12 protein-coding genes and 2 pseudogenes are annotated in these 17222 nt (G+C 67.4%); 9 read left to right on the top strand and 5 right to left on the bottom strand.

Annotated elements, in window-relative coordinates; genetic code table 11:
• Nucleotides 1-204 precede the first annotated feature (204 nt).
• Nucleotides 205-1974 (top strand): diguanylate cyclase, encoded by a 1770-nt coding sequence (locus K307_RS18350; protein WP_080745063.1) that lies wholly within the window; start codon nucleotides 205-207, stop codon nucleotides 1972-1974.
• Here K307_RS18350 and K307_RS18345 read toward each other — a convergent pair.
• The gene (locus K307_RS18345; protein WP_042880214.1) at nucleotides 1949-2935 is read right to left on the bottom strand and encodes a tripartite tricarboxylate transporter substrate binding protein; all 987 of its coding nucleotides are present in this window, start codon (nucleotides 2933-2935) and stop codon (nucleotides 1949-1951) included. The two genes, K307_RS18350 and K307_RS18345, sit on opposite strands and share 26 nt — an antisense overlap.
• Nucleotides 2936-3258: 323 nt before the next feature.
• Between K307_RS18345 and K307_RS18340 the strand changes: the two genes are divergently transcribed.
• The 5 genes from K307_RS18340 (at nucleotide 3259) to K307_RS18320 (ending at nucleotide 9928) form a co-directional block, all read left to right on the top strand.
• On the top strand, nucleotides 3259-4584 hold the full coding sequence (locus K307_RS18340; RefSeq protein ID WP_042882268.1) for an MmgE/PrpD family protein: 1326 nt from the start codon (nucleotides 3259-3261) through the stop codon (nucleotides 4582-4584).
• An 82-nt stretch (nucleotides 4585-4666) separates the two neighbouring features.
• The gene (gcvA, locus tag K307_RS18335) at nucleotides 4667-5584 is read left to right on the top strand and encodes a transcriptional regulator GcvA (RefSeq protein ID WP_042880211.1); all 918 of its coding nucleotides are present in this window, start codon (nucleotides 4667-4669) and stop codon (nucleotides 5582-5584) included.
• A 138-nt stretch (nucleotides 5585-5722) separates the two neighbouring features.
• Nucleotides 5723-6880 carry an acyl-CoA dehydrogenase family protein gene (locus K307_RS18330; protein ID WP_042880208.1) on the top strand — a complete coding sequence of 386 codons (1158 nt, stop codon included), beginning with the start codon at nucleotides 5723-5725 and terminating at the stop codon, nucleotides 6878-6880.
• A 76-nt stretch (nucleotides 6881-6956) separates the two neighbouring features.
• Nucleotides 6957-9056 carry an acetate--CoA ligase family protein gene (locus K307_RS18325; RefSeq protein WP_042880206.1) on the top strand — a complete coding sequence of 700 codons (2100 nt, stop codon included), beginning with the start codon at nucleotides 6957-6959 and terminating at the stop codon, nucleotides 9054-9056.
• Nucleotides 9053-9928, top strand: a complete 876-nt coding sequence (locus K307_RS18320; RefSeq protein WP_042880204.1) for an alpha/beta fold hydrolase — start codon at nucleotides 9053-9055, stop codon at nucleotides 9926-9928. The genes K307_RS18325 and K307_RS18320 overlap by 4 nt, the downstream gene beginning before the upstream one ends.
• Nucleotides 9929-9953: 25 nt before the next feature.
• On the opposite strand, the pseudogene K307_RS18315 reads toward K307_RS18320, so the two are convergent.
• A pseudogene (locus tag K307_RS18315) lies at nucleotides 9954-10622 on the bottom strand (lactonase family protein); the annotation flags it as partial.
• Here K307_RS18315 and K307_RS18310 point away from each other — a divergent pair.
• From K307_RS18310 to K307_RS18300, 3 genes and pseudogenes are all read left to right on the top strand, one after another.
• The gene (locus K307_RS18310) at nucleotides 10531-10932 is read left to right on the top strand and encodes a CoA transferase (RefSeq protein ID WP_080745142.1); all 402 of its coding nucleotides are present in this window, start codon (nucleotides 10531-10533) and stop codon (nucleotides 10930-10932) included. The pseudogene K307_RS18315 and the gene K307_RS18310 overlap by 92 nt on opposite strands.
• A 22-nt stretch (nucleotides 10933-10954) precedes the next feature.
• A pseudogene (locus K307_RS18305) lies at nucleotides 10955-11727 on the top strand (enoyl-CoA hydratase/isomerase family protein).
• Nucleotides 11728-11876: 149 nt separating this feature from the next.
• Nucleotides 11877-15293, top strand: coding sequence for an adenylate/guanylate cyclase domain-containing protein (locus K307_RS18300; protein WP_042880199.1), 3417 nt, complete (start codon nucleotides 11877-11879; stop codon nucleotides 15291-15293).
• A 45-nt stretch (nucleotides 15294-15338) separates the two neighbouring features.
• On the opposite strand, the gene K307_RS18295 is transcribed toward K307_RS18300, so the two are convergent.
• The 3 genes from K307_RS18295 to K307_RS18285 form a co-directional block, all read right to left on the bottom strand.
• The gene (locus K307_RS18295; RefSeq protein ID WP_042880198.1) at nucleotides 15339-15722 is read right to left on the bottom strand and encodes a response regulator transcription factor; all 384 of its coding nucleotides are present in this window, start codon (nucleotides 15720-15722) and stop codon (nucleotides 15339-15341) included.
• A gap of 105 nt (nucleotides 15723-15827) precedes the next feature.
• Nucleotides 15828-16934, bottom strand: a complete 1107-nt coding sequence (locus K307_RS18290) for a porin (protein ID WP_042880196.1) — start codon at nucleotides 16932-16934, stop codon at nucleotides 15828-15830.
• Nucleotides 16921-17202, bottom strand: coding sequence for a XapX domain-containing protein (locus tag K307_RS18285; protein WP_042880194.1), 282 nt, complete (start codon nucleotides 17200-17202; stop codon nucleotides 16921-16923). Before K307_RS18285 ends, K307_RS18290 begins: the two co-directional genes overlap by 14 nt.
• Nucleotides 17203-17222: the final 20 nt, after the last annotated feature.

Genomic DNA, 17222 nt, shown 5'->3' with positions numbered 1-17222 from the left:
TGCCCGCCCCACCGGGCTGAGCGTAGAGTGGGCGGGTCGGCCAGTACCCCTTGCTTTCCCGGACCTGGCTCAGTACGGGGCGAGGCCGATCAAATCGTCCACCTTGCCGCGCCCCTCGCAGCGCAGTGGGAGTGCTGATGGCGGTGTTCGCTGCAAGGCAGGATTTCCGCGAGCGAGCGGTTTGATGCTGAGAATAAGGCGTCTATGCGAGTGCTAGGGCCGAGGGCAAAGCTCTGGAGATATGTGGAGAATCGACCGCACCACGTCGTCTTGTTTTGTGCGATGCTTTCGCTCGCCCTGATTGCGATCCTGTGCTGGCGCGCGGCTGGCATCCTCAATGAGCGCCACCTGGCACAAGTCCAGCATGAGCTGGACCATACCAGGATCGCCGTCGCGGTATTCATGGAGCAGGAGCTGCGCCGGGTGCAGACGCTGCGCCAGGTCGCCGAGGAGTCGTTGCAATCCCGGCAGGGCAGCGATGCGACGGCGCCGGATTCCCAGTTGCAAGCCGCCTATGCCGCCCGCAACCAGCCGACCTGGCAGCTGCCGCTATCCGCCGGCGGCCCTACCGCTTTTGGCTTCGGACCCGCTGAACTTGCGCGGCTGCCCGGGTATGTCCGCAATGACGAGACCCTGCTCGCGGACCTGGCCGTGGGGCGTACGGTAGGACGCTTGCTGCAGATCACGGTCGGCAATCTCGAGTTCGAGGCAGCCGGTCGCTTCGTGTCCCGCAACGGCTTCTATATCGGGGTGCCGCAAGACACCATCGCGCCCCATCGCGGGCTGGAGCGTTTTTCCAGCATGCCCCTCTATCGCGACACCATGCCAGACCGCAACCCGCAGCGGCGCGTGGTGCGCACGCCTGTCTACGTTGCACTGTCCAGGCCGGAGCTGCGCTTCGCGATCAGCGCGCCGGTCTACCTCGGCAATGACTTTCGCGGCGCCGTCGTGCTGGAAATCAGCCAGCGCATGCTCAGGCGCGCGCTGGGCGAGGCCGTGCCGGGGCCGGGCAAGCGGATACTGGCGGCGCGCAACGGCGAGGTCATCGCCATCAGCGAGCCAGGCATGGCGCCGGGCCAGCAATGGCCGAGGGATTTTGAGGGGCCGTGGCGCAATGAATCTGCCGCTGATTTGTGGGCGCGCGGGGAGGGTACGCTGCGGGGGGCGGGTCAGCATCTGCTGTTTCGCCGGGTCGGCAGCACCGACCTGTTGTTGGTGGAGGAAGTCTCAGACACACAGCTTGCCGCCGCCTTTTTCCAGGGCTTGCGCTGGCCGCTGGTGGGCGTGGTGCTGGCCATAGGCCTCTTGCTGTGGGTGTCGCTGGTGGTGATTTCGCGGCTGTTCGCTCGCTTTATCGAGCGTGGCGAAGCGTTGCGCGCGCTGGCCGAACACGATGCGCTGACAGGGTTGGCCAATCGGCGCGCGTTCGAGCACCGCTTCCGGCTCGAACGCGATCGCCGGCAACGCAACCCTGAGCCACTGTCGCTGGTGCTGGTGGACGTCGACTATTTCAAGCGTATCAACGACACCTGGGGCCACGCCAACGGCGATCGCGCGCTGGTCGCGCTGGCCGACGCCTGCAGGGACGGCTTGCGTACCGTCGATTTGCCGGCGCGCTTCGGCGGGGAGGAATTTGTCATCCTGCTCCCCGCTACCAGCCTTGAAGAGGCCCGCCGCGTGGCCGAGCGCCTTCGCGCAACGGTAGCCGCGCTGGCGGTGCCCGCCGTCGGCGAGGACAAGACGTGGCCAGGCGACGATGCCCACCGGTTCATCTCGTTCACCGCTTCATTTGGGGTGGCAGAGACGGGTGCGGACCGCGTCGAGGAGCTCGAGCAGCTCGTCGGGGTGGCCGACCGGCGGCTGTATCAGGCCAAGGCGATGGGCCGCAACCGGGTCGTGGCAACCGATGTGGCAGCCGGTGACGCGGCGGTTGCCGGCGCGTCCCCCCCTACAGCGCGATCTTCACGGTCTTGAACACCGTTCCCCAGCGGTCAACTTCCTGCTTCAAGTACTGCCTGAACTCTTCGCGCGAGCCGCCGACCACGATCGCGCCCTGCGACTCCAGCTTCTCGCGCAGGTCCGGCGACGCCAGCGCCTTGTTCACTTCCGCATTGAGGCGGTCGAGGATCGGCTTGGGTGTCCCGGCCGGGGCCAGCAGCCCGTTCCAGGAGTCGGCTTCGAAGCCGGGCAGCCCCGATTCATCCATGGTGGGAAGCTGCGGCATCTGCGGCAGCCGCTTTTTCGACGCCACCGCCAGCGCGCGCGGGTTGCCGGACTTCAGCGCCGGCAATGCCGACATCGACGTCATGAAGACCATGTCCACGGTCCCGGCCATCAGGTCGGTCAGGGCGCCGGAGGCACCCTTGTAAGGGATATGGAGCATGTCGATGCCCGCCTTCTGCTTGAGCAGTTCGCCGGCCAGGTGCTGCGACCCGCCCGCGCCGCTGGAGCCGAACGTCAGGCTTCCCGGTCGCTGCCTGGCGAGAGCGATCAGCGAGCGCAGGTCGCGTACCGGCAGCTTGGTCGATACCGCCAGCACGGCCGGCGCGTTCATGACATTGGCGACCGGCTCGAAGCTCTTCTGCACGTCGAACTTCAGTCCCTTGTAGAGGTACTTGGTCATGGTGATGGGCGCTGCGGCCAGCAACAGCGTATAGCCGTCCGGCGCCGCCGACGCGACATACTCCGAGGCAATGTTCGAGCCGGCGCCGACCTTGTTCTCCACGACCACGGGCTGGCCCAATGACGCCTGCAGCTTGCTGGCCAGCAGCCGGGCCGTGACGTCGGTCGGGCCACCTGCCTGGTAGCCGACGATGATGCGGATCGGCTCGGATGGGTAAGCGCCGGCAGCCATGGCTGCGGTCGGGGCGAGGGCGGTGCCGAGCGCCAGCAGGATGCCGGCCACCGCGCCTCTGGACGCGCGAGGTTGTTGCATGTGGTTGTCTCCATGTGTGATCGGGGATGCGGGCGCCTTCGGTGAAAACCGGGCGCTTCTACCGCTCGCGTTGTGCCGCGTTGCAGCACTGGCGCGGACGGTCCGTTCCTGCGCAATAGTGGGCGAATCCTCCGCGCGGGAGAAATTCCGATTCCGCTGTGTGGAATGATAAAAACTCAACCCTGAAAGGAAGACTGTGCGCGCACGCCGTGCTCTTCCAAAAAGTCATGGCTGGCCCCGCAATTGGAAGTTCTCATCCGGCCCCGGGTCGGCGACGATCAGGGTCCAGCCACGCTGCGCCCGTGCGCGCGAAGATGAACACCATGACGATCATCGAGACCTTTGCGGCCTACGCCGCCGATCCCGGCGCAGGCGCCGACACCCCTGAAGTGATCCATCACGCCAAGCGTGCGGTGGTCGACTGGTACGCCGCGCTGATCCCGGGCGCGGTTGAGGCGCCGGCGACGCTGCTGGAACAGGCGCTCGCGGACGATCTCCACCGGGGCACCGCACGGCTGGCGCTGGGACGCAGCGCCACCGCCCGGACGGCCGCGCTGATCAACGGCACCGCCGCGCACACGGTCGAGGTCGACGATATCTACAAGCACGCCATCTATCATCCCGGCGCGCCGACCATTGCCGCCGCCCTCGCCGCGGGGCAGCAACGCCAGGCCAGCGGCATGGCCTTCCTGCGTGCCGTGGTCACAGGCTACGAGGTGTCGACCCGCATCGGCGCCGCCATGGGCCGCACCCACTACCGCTACTGGCATAACACCGGCACAGTCGGGACCTTTGGTGCGGCGGCAGCGGCCGCCGCCATCCTGAAGCTGGACGCCACCCGGACTGCGCATGCGCTGGCAACGTGCGCGACCTTTGCCGCCGGCCTGCAGCAGGCGTTCCGCATGGACTCCATGTCCAAGCCGCTGCATTCCGGCCGCGCCGCCGAAGGCGGGCTGCTGGCAGCACTGGCGGCCGAGGCCGGTGTGACTGGCTCCCTCGACGTGATCGATGGCGAAGCCGGCCTTGGGGTTGCCATGAGCGATGGCCCGGACTGGCCGGCCGCTGCCGCGACGCTGGGCCGCGAGTACAACATCACGCAGATGACCTTCAAGAACCACGCCTGCTGTGGCCACACCTTTGCCGCCATCGACGGCGCGCAGGCGCTGCAGCGCGAGCACCGGTTCACCGTGGACGAGATCGAGAACGTGCGCGTGGCCACCTACGGGCCGGCGCTGGAGGTGGCCGGCAACCGCAATCCGCGTACGGCCGCCGAGGCTCGCTTCAGCCTGCCCTATGTCGTGGCAAGCGCGCTGATCCATGGCAGCGTGCGGCTCGCGGCCTTTACCCCGCAACATCTTGCCGATCCCGCCATCCGCGCCTTGATGGGCCGCATCGAGCTGCAGGTCGAGCCCCGGCTCGATGCGGCATTCCCCGGCCAGCGCGCCGCGCGCGTCACGGTGCGCACCCGCGATGGCAGGGCGTTCGAGTATCTGCAGCCGAACCGCAAGGGCGATCCGGAGGAGCCGCTCAGCGACGCGGACCTCAACGACAAGTTCCTCGAACTTGCCGGACCGGTGCTGGGCACGCCGGCAGCAACGGATTTGCTGCAGCGCCTGTGGCAGCTCGAATCCGCACCGTCGCTGCCGTGACAGGGGGCGGCGGGTAGTGCCGCCGGGCCCCGCGCTGCCTGGCCGATATAATGAACACCCACTTTCAGGCATGCAAAAACGGATGGCGCGGCGTATTCCTCCCATGAACCCGTTGCGGGTTTTCGAAGTCGTTGCCCGCACCCAGAACCTCACGCTGGCTGCGCAGGAGCTGCATGTCTCGCAATCGGCCGTCAGCCGGCAGATTGCGGTCATTGAAGGTTATCTCGGCGTGGAACTGTTCCGCCGCGAACGGCATGGCGTCACGCTGACACGGGCGGGCCAGGCCTACGCCGAAGAGGTCGTGCCCGCCTTCGACGCGATCGCCAATGCCACCGCGCGCCTGCTGCGCAGCACGTCGCAGGGCGCGTTGCGGGTCCGCACCTACACCACCTTCGCCGCCAAGTGGCTGATTCCGCGGCTGCCCGATTTCCAGGCCCAGTATCCGAGCATCGAGGTCCGCATCGACAACGCCATCCCGGACGTGGATTTCGACCGCGACCCCGCCGATGTCGCGATCCAGTACGGTGACGGACGCTGGCCGCGGGTCAGTGCCGAACTGCTGTTCCATGACGAGATCGAGCCCGTCTGCACGCCGGCTTACCTGCGCGCGCACCGTGCGCCGCGGGGCAAGCTGGAGCCGCTGCTGCGCCACCGCCTGCTGGTGTCGCACTACCGGCGCACCGACTGGGACGACTGGCTCGCCTTTGCCGGCCTGACCAGCATCGCGCAGGGCACCGAGCGCATGAGTTTCGGCAGTTCAGTTCTGACGTGGCAGGCCGCGCTGGACGGACTCGGCATTGCCATCGGGCAGACCGCGATGCTGAAAGCCGAGTTCGACGACGGCCGGCTGGTGCGGCCGTTCGCGCTGCCCCTGACGCGCGACAAGGGCCATTACCTGGTGCGCCCCGCCGTGCAGCGCGAATCGCGCAAGGTAGCGATGTTCCGCGACTGGTTGCTGGAGACCGTGGCCCGCGAGCAGGCTGGCGCCACCGAAACATAAGTCCAGATCGGCCCCAAGGGCCGCATGGCGCCGCTGGCATGAGTTTTTGTTCTGGCTGGCCGCCAAACGCGAAGTTCACAACGTTCTCGATTTCACCGATCCTGACCCTGTCACCGATCCGAATCCAAGAGAACACACATGAACTTTGAACTCAGCGAAGAACATCAGGCATTTGCCGAATCGGTGCGCCGGTTCGCGCAGGACCGGCTCGCCGCCGGGGCGCTGGAGCGCGCCCATTCCGCCCAGTACCCATGGGACGTGGCCCGCATGCTGGCCGAGCAAGGCCTGCTCGGCATCGCTTTTGCCGAAGACGACGGCGGCCAGGGCGGCACGCTGATGCATGCGGTGATTGCGATCCAGGAGATCGCACTGGTCTGCCCGAAGAGCGCCGACATCGTGCAGGCGGGCAACTTCGGCCCCATCCGCACTTTCGTCGAATACGCCAGCGCCGAACAGAAAGCGCGCTTCCTGCCGGACCTGCTGGCCGGCAGGAAGCTGATCGCGCTGGGCATGACGGAGCCGGATGCCGGCTCGGCCGTGACCGAGCTGAAGACTTCCGCGCGCCGCGACGGCGACCACTATGTGATCAACGGCAGCAAAATCTTCTCGACCCATAGCCCGGAGGCCGAGCTGTTCCTGGTCTATGTGCGCTTCGGCCCGGGCGTGGGCGGCATCGGCTCGGTGCTGGTGGAGCGCGGCACCCCGGGCTTCCAGGTCGGCGAGCCGTCGAAGTTCATGAGCGGCGAGGAATGGTGCCAGCTTTACTTCGAGGACTGCCGCATTCCCGCCGCCAACCTGCTGCTCGGCGAGGGTGGCTTCAAGCGCCAGATTTCCGGTTTCAACGTCGAGCGGCTGGGCAATTCGTCGCGCTCGCTGGCGCTCGGCCGCCATTGCTTCAACGTGGCGCGCGAGCATGCGCGCATCCGCAAGCAGTTCGGGCGCGAACTGTGCGAATTCCAGGGCGTGCAGTGGAAATTCGCGGAGATGGCGCTCAAGCTCGAATCGGCGCAGCTGCTGCTGTATCGTGCCGCGATGGAAGGCGAGCACGGCCTGCCCTCGGCCCACAGCACCGCCATGGCCAAGCTGGCCTGCAACCAGGCTGGCTGGGATGTTGCCAACGAGGCGCTGCAGGTCATGGGCGGCATGGGCTACAGCCAGGAATCGATCGTGGAATACTGCCTGCGTCGGATACGTGGCTGGATGATCGCGGGGGGCTCCATCGAGATCCTGAAGAACCGCATCGCGGAAGGCGTCTTCGAGCGCACGTTCCCGCAGCGCGCGCCGAAGGCGGGCTGACCCGGCGCTGTCGCCCCAGGCGGCTAGCGGATATACAAAGACAAGACAGGCAGGCATTAAAGGCAGGTATCCCAGGATGAACACCACAACCACCGCTCCCTTCCACACGGACCCCGCACTGGCCCAGGCGCTGCTGGCCCCGCGCAGCGTGGCGCTGTTCGGCGCCTCGGACGACGCGGGCAAGACTGCCGGGCGGCCACTGAAGTTCCTGCGTGCGGCAGGGTATGAGGGCAACATCTACCCGATCAACCCCAACCGCAGCACGGTGCAGGGTGAAGCGGCCTATGCGAGCCTGGCCGCATTGCCCGAAGTCCCCGAGCATGTGTTCATCCTGACGCCGACCGACACGGTGCCGGATGCGGTGCGCGAATGTGCACGGCTCGGCGTGAAGGTGGTCACCATCCTGGCGAGCGGCTTCTCGGAATCCGGCGCCGAAGGCGTGGCGCGCGAAGCCGCGCTGCGCGCGCTGTGCGAGCAAAGCGAGACCCGCGTGCTCGGCCCCAGCAGCCTTGGCGTCGTCAATCCCCGCGCGGGCCTGGTGATGACCGCCAACGCGGCCTTCGCGGAGCCGGAATTGCCGCAGGGGCGGGTGTTCGTGGCCTCGCACAGCGGCAGCATGCTCGGCGCACTGGTCTCGCGCGGCAAGGCCCGCGGCGTCGGCTTTGCCGGGCTGGTGTCGGTGGGCAGCGAATCGGACCTGTGCGTTGGCGAGATCTGCATGGCCACGCTGGACGATCCCGCCATCGACGGCTACCTGCTGTTCCTGGAGAGCCTGCGCCACGGCGACAAGCTGCGCGCCTTCGCGCTGGAGGCGGCAAGGCGCGGCAAGCCCGTGATCGCCTACAAGCTCGGGCGTTCGGCCGCCGCGGCCGAGATGGCGGCCACCCACACCGGGGCGCTGGCCGGTGAGGATGACATCGCCGATGCCTTCCTCAAGGACCTCGGCATCGCCCGCGTCGGCGTGCTGGAAGCGCTGCTCGAGGCCTTCCCGCTGGCCAGGCGTATCCCGCTGCACGGCGCCGGCGCGCCGCTGCGCCGTGTTGGCGTGGTGACTACCACGGGCGGCGGCGCGGCGATGGTGGTGGACCAGCTCGGTATCCGCGACGTGGTGGTCGAGCCGGCCTCCCCGGCCACGCTGGAGAAGTTCGCGGCAGCGGGCATCGCCGTGTCGGCGGGCCGCGTGCTCGACCTGACCCTGGCCGGCACCAACTACAACGTGATGAAGGGCGCGCTCGACATCATGTTCGATGCGCCGGAATTCGACATCGTGCTGGCGGTGGTCGGCTCGTCCGCACGCTTCCAGCCCCAGCTTGCGGTCAAGCCGATCATCGACAGCGCGGCCAGGGCCAAGCCGCTGGCGGCGATGCTGGTGCCCGACGCGCCGGAAGCACTCGCCGCGCTGACCGCGGCAGACTTGCCTTGCTTCCGCTCGCCCGAGGCCTGCGCGGACGCCATCGCCGCGCTGCTTGCGCGCAGGACGCCCGGCGTGCAGCCGACGGTGCAGGGCGCGAGCGCTGCGACCGCCGCGTCGCTGAGCGAAGCGCAGGCGTATGCGATCCTCGACGAACTGGGCGTGCCGCACGCCCCCGCCGTCACCATGCTGCTCGCAGGCCCCGCAGGCAAGCTGCCCTTTGGCTTCCCGGTGGTGGCGAAGGTGTGCTCCGCGCAGATCCCGCACAAGACCGAAGTCGGCGGCGTGATGCTGGGCATCCAGGACCAGGCCGGCCTCGACGCCGCGCTGGCCACGCTGCGGCAGAACCTGGCCGAGCGCGCGCCCGGCACGCCGTGCGACGAAGTGCTGGTGCAGCCCATGACCCGCGGGCTCGCCGAAGTCCTGGTGGGCTATCGCGTCGACCCCGAAGCCGGTCCCGTCATCATGCTCGCCGCCGGCGGCATCTGGGCCGAAGTCGCGCGTGACCGCGGCATCCGGCTCGCCCCCGTCAGCGTCGAGGTCGCGCGCGGGATGATCGCCGAGGTGAAGGCGCTGCAAACCGTATCGGGCCTGCGCGGCAGGCAGCGCGGCGACCTCGATGCGCTCGCGCATGCCGTCAGCGCGCTGTCGCAGCTCGCATGCAAGCCGCAGCTGCGCATTGCCGAGGCGGAGGTGAATCCCATGATGGTCCTGCCGGAAGGGCAGGGTGTGCTCGCCGTCGATGCGCTGGTGCTGAGATCATGACCACGCGTGCAGCCGACCTCCGTGCGACAGGCGATGCGGGTTTGCTGGCCCGGCTGGAGCGCATGGCCATTCGCCACGACGTGGCGCACCTGGGGCGCACCGTGGTCTGGCGCCGGTTTGGCGAAGGCACGCCGCTGGTGCTGCTCCACGGCGGCCACGGCAACTGGATGCACTGGCTGCGCAATATCGAGGCACTGGCCACGCGGCATGCGCTGTGGATTCCGGACATGCCAGGCTTCGGCGACTCCGATACGCTGGGCGGCGACGACCATGCCCCCGACCGGCTCGACCGACTCGTGCAGGCGCTGATGGCAACGCTCGACCAGCTCGTGGGCGAAGACAGCGAGGTGGCCATCGCCGGCTTCTCCTTTGGTGCGCTGGTCGCCGCTCACGTTGCGGCCCGGCGGCCGCGGATCACGCGCCTCGCGCTGCTGGGCCCGGCCGGCCATGGTGGCGCGCGGCGCCAGGGCCAGCCCATGCAGGACTGGCGCGTCGACGACGAGGACGAAATGCGCCGCAGGTTGCGCCACAACCTGCTGGCACTGATGCTGCACGACGAGGGACTCGCCGACGGGCTCGCCATGGCTGTCCATGAGCAGGCATGCAAGGCAACCCGCTTCCGCAGCCGCGCGATCTCGCGCCAGGCAAGCCTCGGCGACGCGCTCGCGGCATACGGGGGTCCGGCCTTGCTGATGTGGGGCGAGCACGACGTCACCGCAGTGCCAGTCGACGTGGCGCAACAGCTGGCATGCGGCGCGAGCCACCGCGACTGGTGCGTGATTCCGGCGGCCGGACACTGGGTCCAGTTCGAGCGCTGGCAGGAAGTCAATCCGATGCTGCTGCGCTGGTTCTCTGAAGCGGGCCAGCGCTGACGCACGCGAATCGAGGGAATGCGATTCAGGCCTGGCCCGGCGAAAACACCATGCACACCGGGCTGCCGGTCTGCGCGCTGAACCCTGTGGGCGACAGCCGGCCCGACGACGGATGGATATGAAAGGCGACGATGGTGTCGCTGTCTTCATTGAGCGCGTAGAGCAGGCGCCCGTTGGGGTGGGTCGCGAAGAAGCGCGGCGTGCGCCCTTGCGACAGGTCCGCGCCGGCAAAGCGCAGCAGGCCCGTTCCGGGGTCGACGGCAAACACCGCGATACTGTCGTGGCCGCGGTTGGACGCAAAGACGAAGCGGCCGCTGCGATCCACCTCGATCTCGGCCGCGCGGCTGTTGCCGGTGAAGGTTTCAGGCAAGGTTGGCAGGATCTGCAAGGGCGTGAGCTGCGCGCTCGCGCGGTTGTACGCATACGTCGTGACCGTCGAGTCCAGCTCGTTGACGACGTAGGCATGGCGGCCGTTGGGATGGAAGGCAACGTGGCGCGGCCCCGCCGACTCCCGTGACTCGACAAAGGCAGGCGACGCAGGTGTCAGCTTGCCGTTGTCGAAGCGGAACGAGAAGGTGCGGTCGAGCCCCTTGTCCGGGACGATGACGAAGTTGCCGGACAGGTCGAACGGGTTGAAATGCGGCTTGGCCTGCTTTTGCTCGGTACGGTGCGGCCCGATGGGGCCGTCCAGCCTGGAAGGCCTGCGCAAGGCCGCCGTGCCGTGTTCTCCGATCCAGACGCTTGATCAGGCGCTGGCCCACCCGCAGGTGCAGGCGCGGCAGCTGATCGTCGAGTCCGAGCATCCGGTGCTTGGCACGGTCAATAACATCGGTCTGCCCGTGCGGTTCCGCCAGGGCGCGCGTGCGGCGCAGCGGCCCGCCCCGCTGCTCGGGGAGCACACCGAGGAGATCCTGCAAGAGGCGGGATTCCCGGCCGCCCAGATTGCCCGGCTGGCCCGGGACGGCATCGTTGCCAATGGCGCGCCACGCGTCGAGGCGCCCTGAACCTTTTCCTTCGCACTTACTGATGTCACTCGTTACCTATACTGTCCGCGATCACGTCGCGGAAATCCTGCTCGACAACGCACCGGTCAATGCGCTGACCATCCCGATGGTAGATGCGCTCATTCAGGCGCTGAACCGGGCTGCCGACGACGATTCGGCGCGCGCGGTCATCATTGCCAGCGCCGTGCCGGGCCGCTTTTGCGCCGGTCTCGACATCGCGGCGCTGCAAGGCGCGTCGCCGGAGAACATCCACGCGCTGCTGGAAAAACTTTACGTCCGCCTGTGCGACGCGCAATTCCAGCTTGGCAAACCGTCGATCGCGGCCGTTACCGGGGCGGCCCGTGGAGGCGGCATGACGCTGGCCATTTCGTGCGATCTCGTCGTTGCAGCGGAGAATGCCACGTTTGGCTACCCTGAGATCGATGTTGGCATGCTGTCGGCCATTCACTTCACGCATCTGCCGCGCATCGTTGGCCGGCACGTCGCATTCGACCTGCTGTTCACAGGACGTGCCTTCGGTGCCGCGGAAGCCATGACGTTGCACCTCGTCAACCGCGTGATACGCGAGCCTCAGGTGCTGACGGAGGCCCGGGCGCTGGCGCAGGCGTTGGCAGCCCCAAGTCCCGTAGTGCAATGACCATTGGGCGGGCGGCGTTTCACCGGGCCGTGGACAGCGACTATCGGCGCGGTGTGTCTTATGCGGTCGAGACGTTTTGTCAGGTGGCCGCGACCAGCGGTGCGCGAGAAGGGATTGCAGCGTTTGTGGAAAAGCGTCGCCCGCAGTGGCCAGACTGAATTCGATGGCATTCCATCCGCTCAGATGAACTTCACGCCTGCCTCTGAACCCCAACCCCGCAAGTGACGGTGTCAGCATAGGATCGGGCGTAGGCTTGCTGGTCGGGGAAATGGGGCGTTTAATTGGCTGAGCGGAAGTCGGAGGCTCCATGGCGCGCTGCACAATCTGCGGATTTGACAATGCCGAGGGCGCCAATTTTTGCGAGCAGTGCGGCGCGAGGCTGGCACGGCTGTGCCCAAGCTGCGGCCACGAACTGAATCCGACCGCGCGTTTCTGCAACGCGTGCGGCGCGCCGGTCGGCGACCTGCCGCAAGCGTCTTCCGCTGCTCCCGTTCACTACACCCCGCCCCACCTGGCCGAGCGCATCCGTGCCGAGCAAGCCGCGCTGGAGGCCCGCGGCATGACCAGCGGCGAACGCAAGACTATCACCGTCCTGTTCGCCGACATGGCGGGTTCGACCGCCCTGATCCACGACCGCGACCCGGAAGCGGCCCTGCGCCTGATCACCCCCGTCGTCGAACTGATGATGGAGGCCGTGCACTACTACGAAGGCTATGTGGCCAAGTCCCTGGGCGACGGCATCCTGGCGCTGTTCGGCGCGCCGATTGCGCACGAGGACCACCCACAGCGCGCGCTGTATGCCGCGCTGCGCATGCAGGAGGCGATGCGCCGGCACAGCGACCGGATCCGGCTGGAGCAAGGCATCTCGCTGCAGATCCGCGTGGGCATCCACACGGGCGAGGTGGTGGTGCGCTCGATCCGCAAGGACGACCTGCGGACCGACTATGAGCCGGTGGGGCCCACCATCCACATCGCCTCGCGGATGGAGACGATGGCGGCGCTGTCCTCGATCCTGGTGAGCGACTCCACCCATAAGCTCGCGGAGGGGTATTTCGACTTCAAGGCCCTGGGCGCAGCCCAGGTCAAAGGCGTGCCCAAGCCGCTGGAGGTTTACGAGGTGCTTGGCCTGGGCGCGCTGCGCACGCGCCTGCAAGTGGCGGCGCATCGCGGGCTGGCGCGCTTCGTGGGCCGCGAGGCGGAACTGGCGGCGCTGCACCGGGCGCTGGAACAGTCCACGGCCGGCAACGGGCAGATCGTTGCCGTGGTGGGCGAGGCCGGGGTCGGCAAGTCGCGGCTGTTCCACGAGTTCAAGGCGCGCTCGCAGCGCGGGTGCCTGGTGCTGGAGACCTTCTCGGTGTCGCACGGCAAGGCCTTTGCCTATTTGCCGCTGATCGAACTGATGAGGAACTATTTCCAGATCACCGCGCAGGACGATGACCGGCGCTGCCGCGAGAAGCTCACGGGCAAGGTGCTGACGCTGGAGCGAAGCCTGGAGGGCCAGATGCCCTATCTGCTCTACCTGCTGGGCCTGGGCGAGCCTGGCTCGGCGGTGGCTGACATGGGCGCCAATCTCCGGCGCGAGTGCGCCTTCGAGGCCATCACTCGCCTGCTGGTGCGCGAGAGCCAGAACCAGCCCGTCCAGCTGGTGTTCGAGGACCTGCAATGGCTGGACAGCGAAACCGAAGCATTCCTCGCCTACATCATCGAGCGCGCGACGGATGCGCGCATTCTCTTGCTGGTGAACTACCGGCACGAGTACCGGTGCGCCTGGGGTGGCAAGGGCAATTACACCGAATTGCGGCTCGCTCCGCTGGGGCCGGACGAGGCGCAAAGCTTGCTCAGCGCCTTGCTCGGCGATGACCCCGGCCTCGGGCCGCTCAGGCAGCTGATCCTGGAGAAGACCGAGGGCAATCCCTTCTTCATGGAGGAGGTGGTCCAGACCCTTGCCGAGGAGAATGCGCTGCTCGGCGAACCTTGCCATTACCGCATCGAAAAGACGCCTGCCGCGCTGCATATTCCGACCACCGTACAGGGCGTGCTCGCAGCGCGCATGGATCGGCTGCCCCTCGCGGAGAAGGAACTGCTGCAGACCCTGGCCGTGATCGGCAAGGAGTTCCCGCTGAGCCTGATCCGCAAGGTCACCGGACTGGAGGAAGACCCGCTGTACTCACTGCTGGCCAGCCTGCAGGCCGGAGAGTTCATCTACGGGCGGCCTGGCTTTCCCGAGGTCGAGTACGCGTTCAAGCATGCGCTCACCCAGGAAGTCGCAGGCAACTCGCTGCTGTCGGAACAGCGCGGCACGCTGCATGAACGCACGGGGCGGGCCATCGAATCGCTCTTCCGTCATCAGCTGAAAGACCACTGCAGCGAACTGGCCCACCATTACAGCCTCAGCGGAAATACGCCGAAGGCGGTCGAGTACCTGCTCTGCGCCGGGCGGCAGGCGCTTGAGCGTTCGGCACATCTCGATACCATCCGGCATCTGGGCACTGCGCTGGAACTGGTGGCACGGCTGCCCCAGACGCCCGAACGCAACCGCCAGGAAATTGCATTGCGCCTTGCACTTGGCCCGGCGCTGATCGCCGCGAGGAGCTTTTCCTCGAACGAGGTGGAGGCCAACTACAAGCGGGCGCTGAGCTTGTGCGAGATGGAAGGCGAGACCTCGCAGCTGTTCCAGGTGAAGTTTGGCTTGCGCACGTTCTATTCCATTCGTGCGCAGCATCAAACGGCGCATGAACTCGGAGAGGCGATGCTCAGCCTGGCTGAGAACGCACAGGATCCGTTGTTGATGGGGCACGCCGAGGTCGCGCTGGGAATCACCTCTTACCTTCAGGGCGAATTCCGCACCGCCCGGACTCACCTGGAGCAGGGGCTTGCCCACTATCAGCCCGAACAGCAGCACCCTCTCGTCGGTCTTTACGGGCAGGATGCCGGGGTCCGTGGCCTCAGCTTCCTGGCACAGGTGCTGTGGCATCTGGGGTATCCGGACCAGGCCCGCGACAAGAGCCAGGAGGCGCTGGCGTTGGCCCGTCATCTCCCTCACCCGTTCAACCTGGCGCTCGCCCTGGTCCATGCTGCCGAAGCGTATCAGTGCCGGCATGAGGTGCAGCTGGTGCAGGAATGCGCCGATGCCGCCATCGCGCTCTCGACCGAACAAGGGTTCCCGTACTGGCTGGCGTGGGCAACCGTCATCAGAGGCTGGGCGCTGGCAGAGCAGGGGCGCGATGAGGCGGGAATCGCCCAGATTCGCGAGGGCCTGGCCGCATACCAGGCTCTGGGCGCCGAATTGGCACGGCCGCATTTTCTCGCCCTGCTGGCTACGGCGTATGGGTCCGCGGGACAGGCACGATTGGGACTGGATGTGCTTGCCGACGCCCTGGCCGCTGTCGCGAAAACAGGCGAGCGCTACTATGAAGCGGAGGTGCATCGGCTCAAGGGCGAGCTCCTGCTGCAATGCGCGACCTCGGGCACGGAACAGGAAGCGGCGCAAGCCTGCTTTCACCAGGCCATCGAGATCGCCCGCCGGCAAGGCGCGAAGTCCCTGGAGCTGCGCGCGGCGCTGAGCCTGGCCAGGCTATGGCAGCAGCAGGGCAAGACCGAAGCGGCACGGCAGATACTGGCGGGCGTTCATGAGGCCTTCACGGAAGGTTTCGACTCGGACGACTGGCAGCAGGCCAAGGCTTTGCTGGATGCCCTGGAACAGGAGCCTCGCGGCATGCCTTGAGCCGCCGAAGACTGCGGCGCACTCCCGGCATCCTCGTCACAGGTTCTATGGTTCCTGCCGCGGCGCACCCAGCGCCTGCTCGATACACCGGATGATCTCCGTGTCCTCGAACGGCTTGCTGATAAAGCATGCCGCGCCTGCCGCGCGGGCGCGCGCCTCATACCCCTCCCTCGCGAACGCCGTCATGAAAATGACCGGCATTCGCAAGCCCCGCGCCCGCAGCGCTTCGCACAGGGCAAAGCCGCTCATGCCCGCCATCTGCACATCCGCGATCACACAGGCGATGCCGCCGAGCGACGGCGACTGCAGCAGTTCCTGCCCGCCCGGGTAGAGCTCCACCGCCAGGTCGAAGGATCGCACCAGCCTGCCCATGGCGTGTCGGACGGGTGCGTCGTCGTCGACGATGGCGATCACGGGGGTGGCGGTCACATGATGTCCTTTGGCAGCGCGCGATGTCTGACGTCACGCAGGCTCCGATGTTTGGTCAACAGCATACCGGCAGGCGGTGCGGCGCCATCGTCGTAGTGCACTGCATTAAAAATTGTGCCGCAACCCCAGCGCAAAGGTCTGCGGGTCGGCGCCCGCGCGGATGCCGAGGTCATTGATGGCGAAGTCGTAGATCGCGTTGCGCGCATTGTCGATGCGGCTGTAGTACGCATACAGCGCGGTGCGCCGCGACAGCGGATAGTCATAGCCCACGGTGAACTGCGTGGCGTGGGTCTGCGCGCCGCTGCGGAAGAAGCCGATGGTATCCGTGGACGAGCCCGTGCCGTTGGCCGCATAGGCCAGCCCGACGCGAACGCTGCCGGTTCCCGCCTGCTGCACCAGCGAGACGTAGTACGCGTTGCGTTGCAGGTCGCCGCTATCGGTGCGGTAGTGCAGGTGCTCGACCACCGCGGCGATGCGCGTGCCGGCAAGCACCTGCCACGCCATGCCGGCCTTGAGCGCATCGTCGTTGCGGCCGGCGGCCTGGTAGTGCTGGTGGCGCTCCCAGGCCAGCGTCGCGTTGAGCGGTCCGCGCTCATAGACCGCGGCGACCGAGTACAGCGCGGGATTGCGCGGGACGGTGGCCTTCTCCTCGGGCAGCCCCTCGCCCAGCCACAGGCTCACGCCGCGCCATTGGGGCGTGCGGTATTGCAGGATGTTCTTCTGCCGCCGGTCGAACGAGCTGGTGTTCTCGACGTTGTCGGTGCTCGACGCCGAGCCATTGCCGATCAGCGCCATGTAGCCGGCCGTGGTGGGGTAGTACGGGTCGTACCCCATCGTCGCTTCCGTGTAAGGCGTGTGCCAGTGCCCCATGAACAGCAGGCCGTAGCTGCCCTGCAGCCCGATGCGCGAGTTGCGGCTGGCGATCTGGCCCTCGCCGGTATCGAGCGACAGGTTGCTTTCGATCTGCCAGACGGCCTTCAGCGAACCGCCCAGTTCCTCTTCGCCGCGCAGGCCGAATACCGAGCGGTTGTTGGTCTGGCGCACGACGCTGCCGAGGTCGGTGCCGTCGGTGGCGGTGCTGGCGCGGCTGTATTCGATGGCGGTGTTCAGGCGGCCATAGACCGTCACGCTGCTCGCCGCGAGTGCCGGTGCGCACAGCAGCGCCAGGCCGGCGCCGAGCAGCGCGAGCGAAGCCGCGTTAGTGTGCGGCATCGTCTGCGGCGGGCTTCTTGCTGGCAGCGCTCAGCGTGGGGCCGGGCGTACCGGTGATCTTCGGCATGCACTCCGCATGGAACCACGCGGCCGTGACCGGTTCGCCCGCCAGCATGCGCTTGATCGGCGGCACCACCTGTTCGCCGATCAGCATGCCGAGCAGGCCGATCAGCGCCACCACCGGCGGCGCCGGCGAGCGGACCTGCATCAGGGCGTAGATGATGCCAACCAGGATGCCGGCGGCCAGGGAGACGAGGTAGAGCTTCATCGGAAGGGGCTCCTGGAAAA

The sequence above is a fragment of the Cupriavidus necator A5-1 genome (assembly GCF_000744095.1).
Classification (GTDB): Bacteria; Pseudomonadota; Gammaproteobacteria; order Burkholderiales; family Burkholderiaceae; genus Cupriavidus; species Cupriavidus necator_A.
Note: the sequence above shows the minus strand (reverse complement) of the source record. Positions and strands in the feature narration are given on the sequence as shown.

Excerpts from the sequence above, each read along its gene's own strand:
- K307_RS18350 (WP_080745063.1), top strand. The coding sequence starts at position 205 with ATGCGAGTGCTAGGGCCGAGGGCAAAGCTCTGGAGATATGTGGAGAAT.
- K307_RS18345 (WP_042880214.1), bottom strand. The coding sequence starts at position 2,935 with ATGCAACAACCTCGCGCGTCCAGAGGCGCGGTGGCCGGCATCCTGCTG.
- K307_RS18340 (WP_042882268.1), top strand. The coding sequence starts at position 3,259 with ATGACGATCATCGAGACCTTTGCGGCCTACGCCGCCGATCCCGGCGCA.
- gcvA (WP_042880211.1), top strand. The coding sequence starts at position 4,667 with ATGGCGCGGCGTATTCCTCCCATGAACCCGTTGCGGGTTTTCGAAGTC.
- K307_RS18330 (WP_042880208.1), top strand. The coding sequence starts at position 5,723 with ATGAACTTTGAACTCAGCGAAGAACATCAGGCATTTGCCGAATCGGTG.
- K307_RS18325 (WP_042880206.1), top strand. The coding sequence starts at position 6,957 with ATGAACACCACAACCACCGCTCCCTTCCACACGGACCCCGCACTGGCC.
- K307_RS18320 (WP_042880204.1), top strand. The coding sequence starts at position 9,053 with ATGACCACGCGTGCAGCCGACCTCCGTGCGACAGGCGATGCGGGTTTG.
- K307_RS18310 (WP_080745142.1), top strand. The coding sequence starts at position 10,531 with ATGACGAAGTTGCCGGACAGGTCGAACGGGTTGAAATGCGGCTTGGCC.
- K307_RS18300 (WP_042880199.1), top strand. The coding sequence starts at position 11,877 with ATGGCGCGCTGCACAATCTGCGGATTTGACAATGCCGAGGGCGCCAAT.
- K307_RS18290 (WP_042880196.1), bottom strand. The coding sequence starts at position 16,934 with ATGCCGCACACTAACGCGGCTTCGCTCGCGCTGCTCGGCGCCGGCCTG.
- K307_RS18285 (WP_042880194.1), bottom strand. The coding sequence starts at position 17,202 with ATGAAGCTCTACCTCGTCTCCCTGGCCGCCGGCATCCTGGTTGGCATC.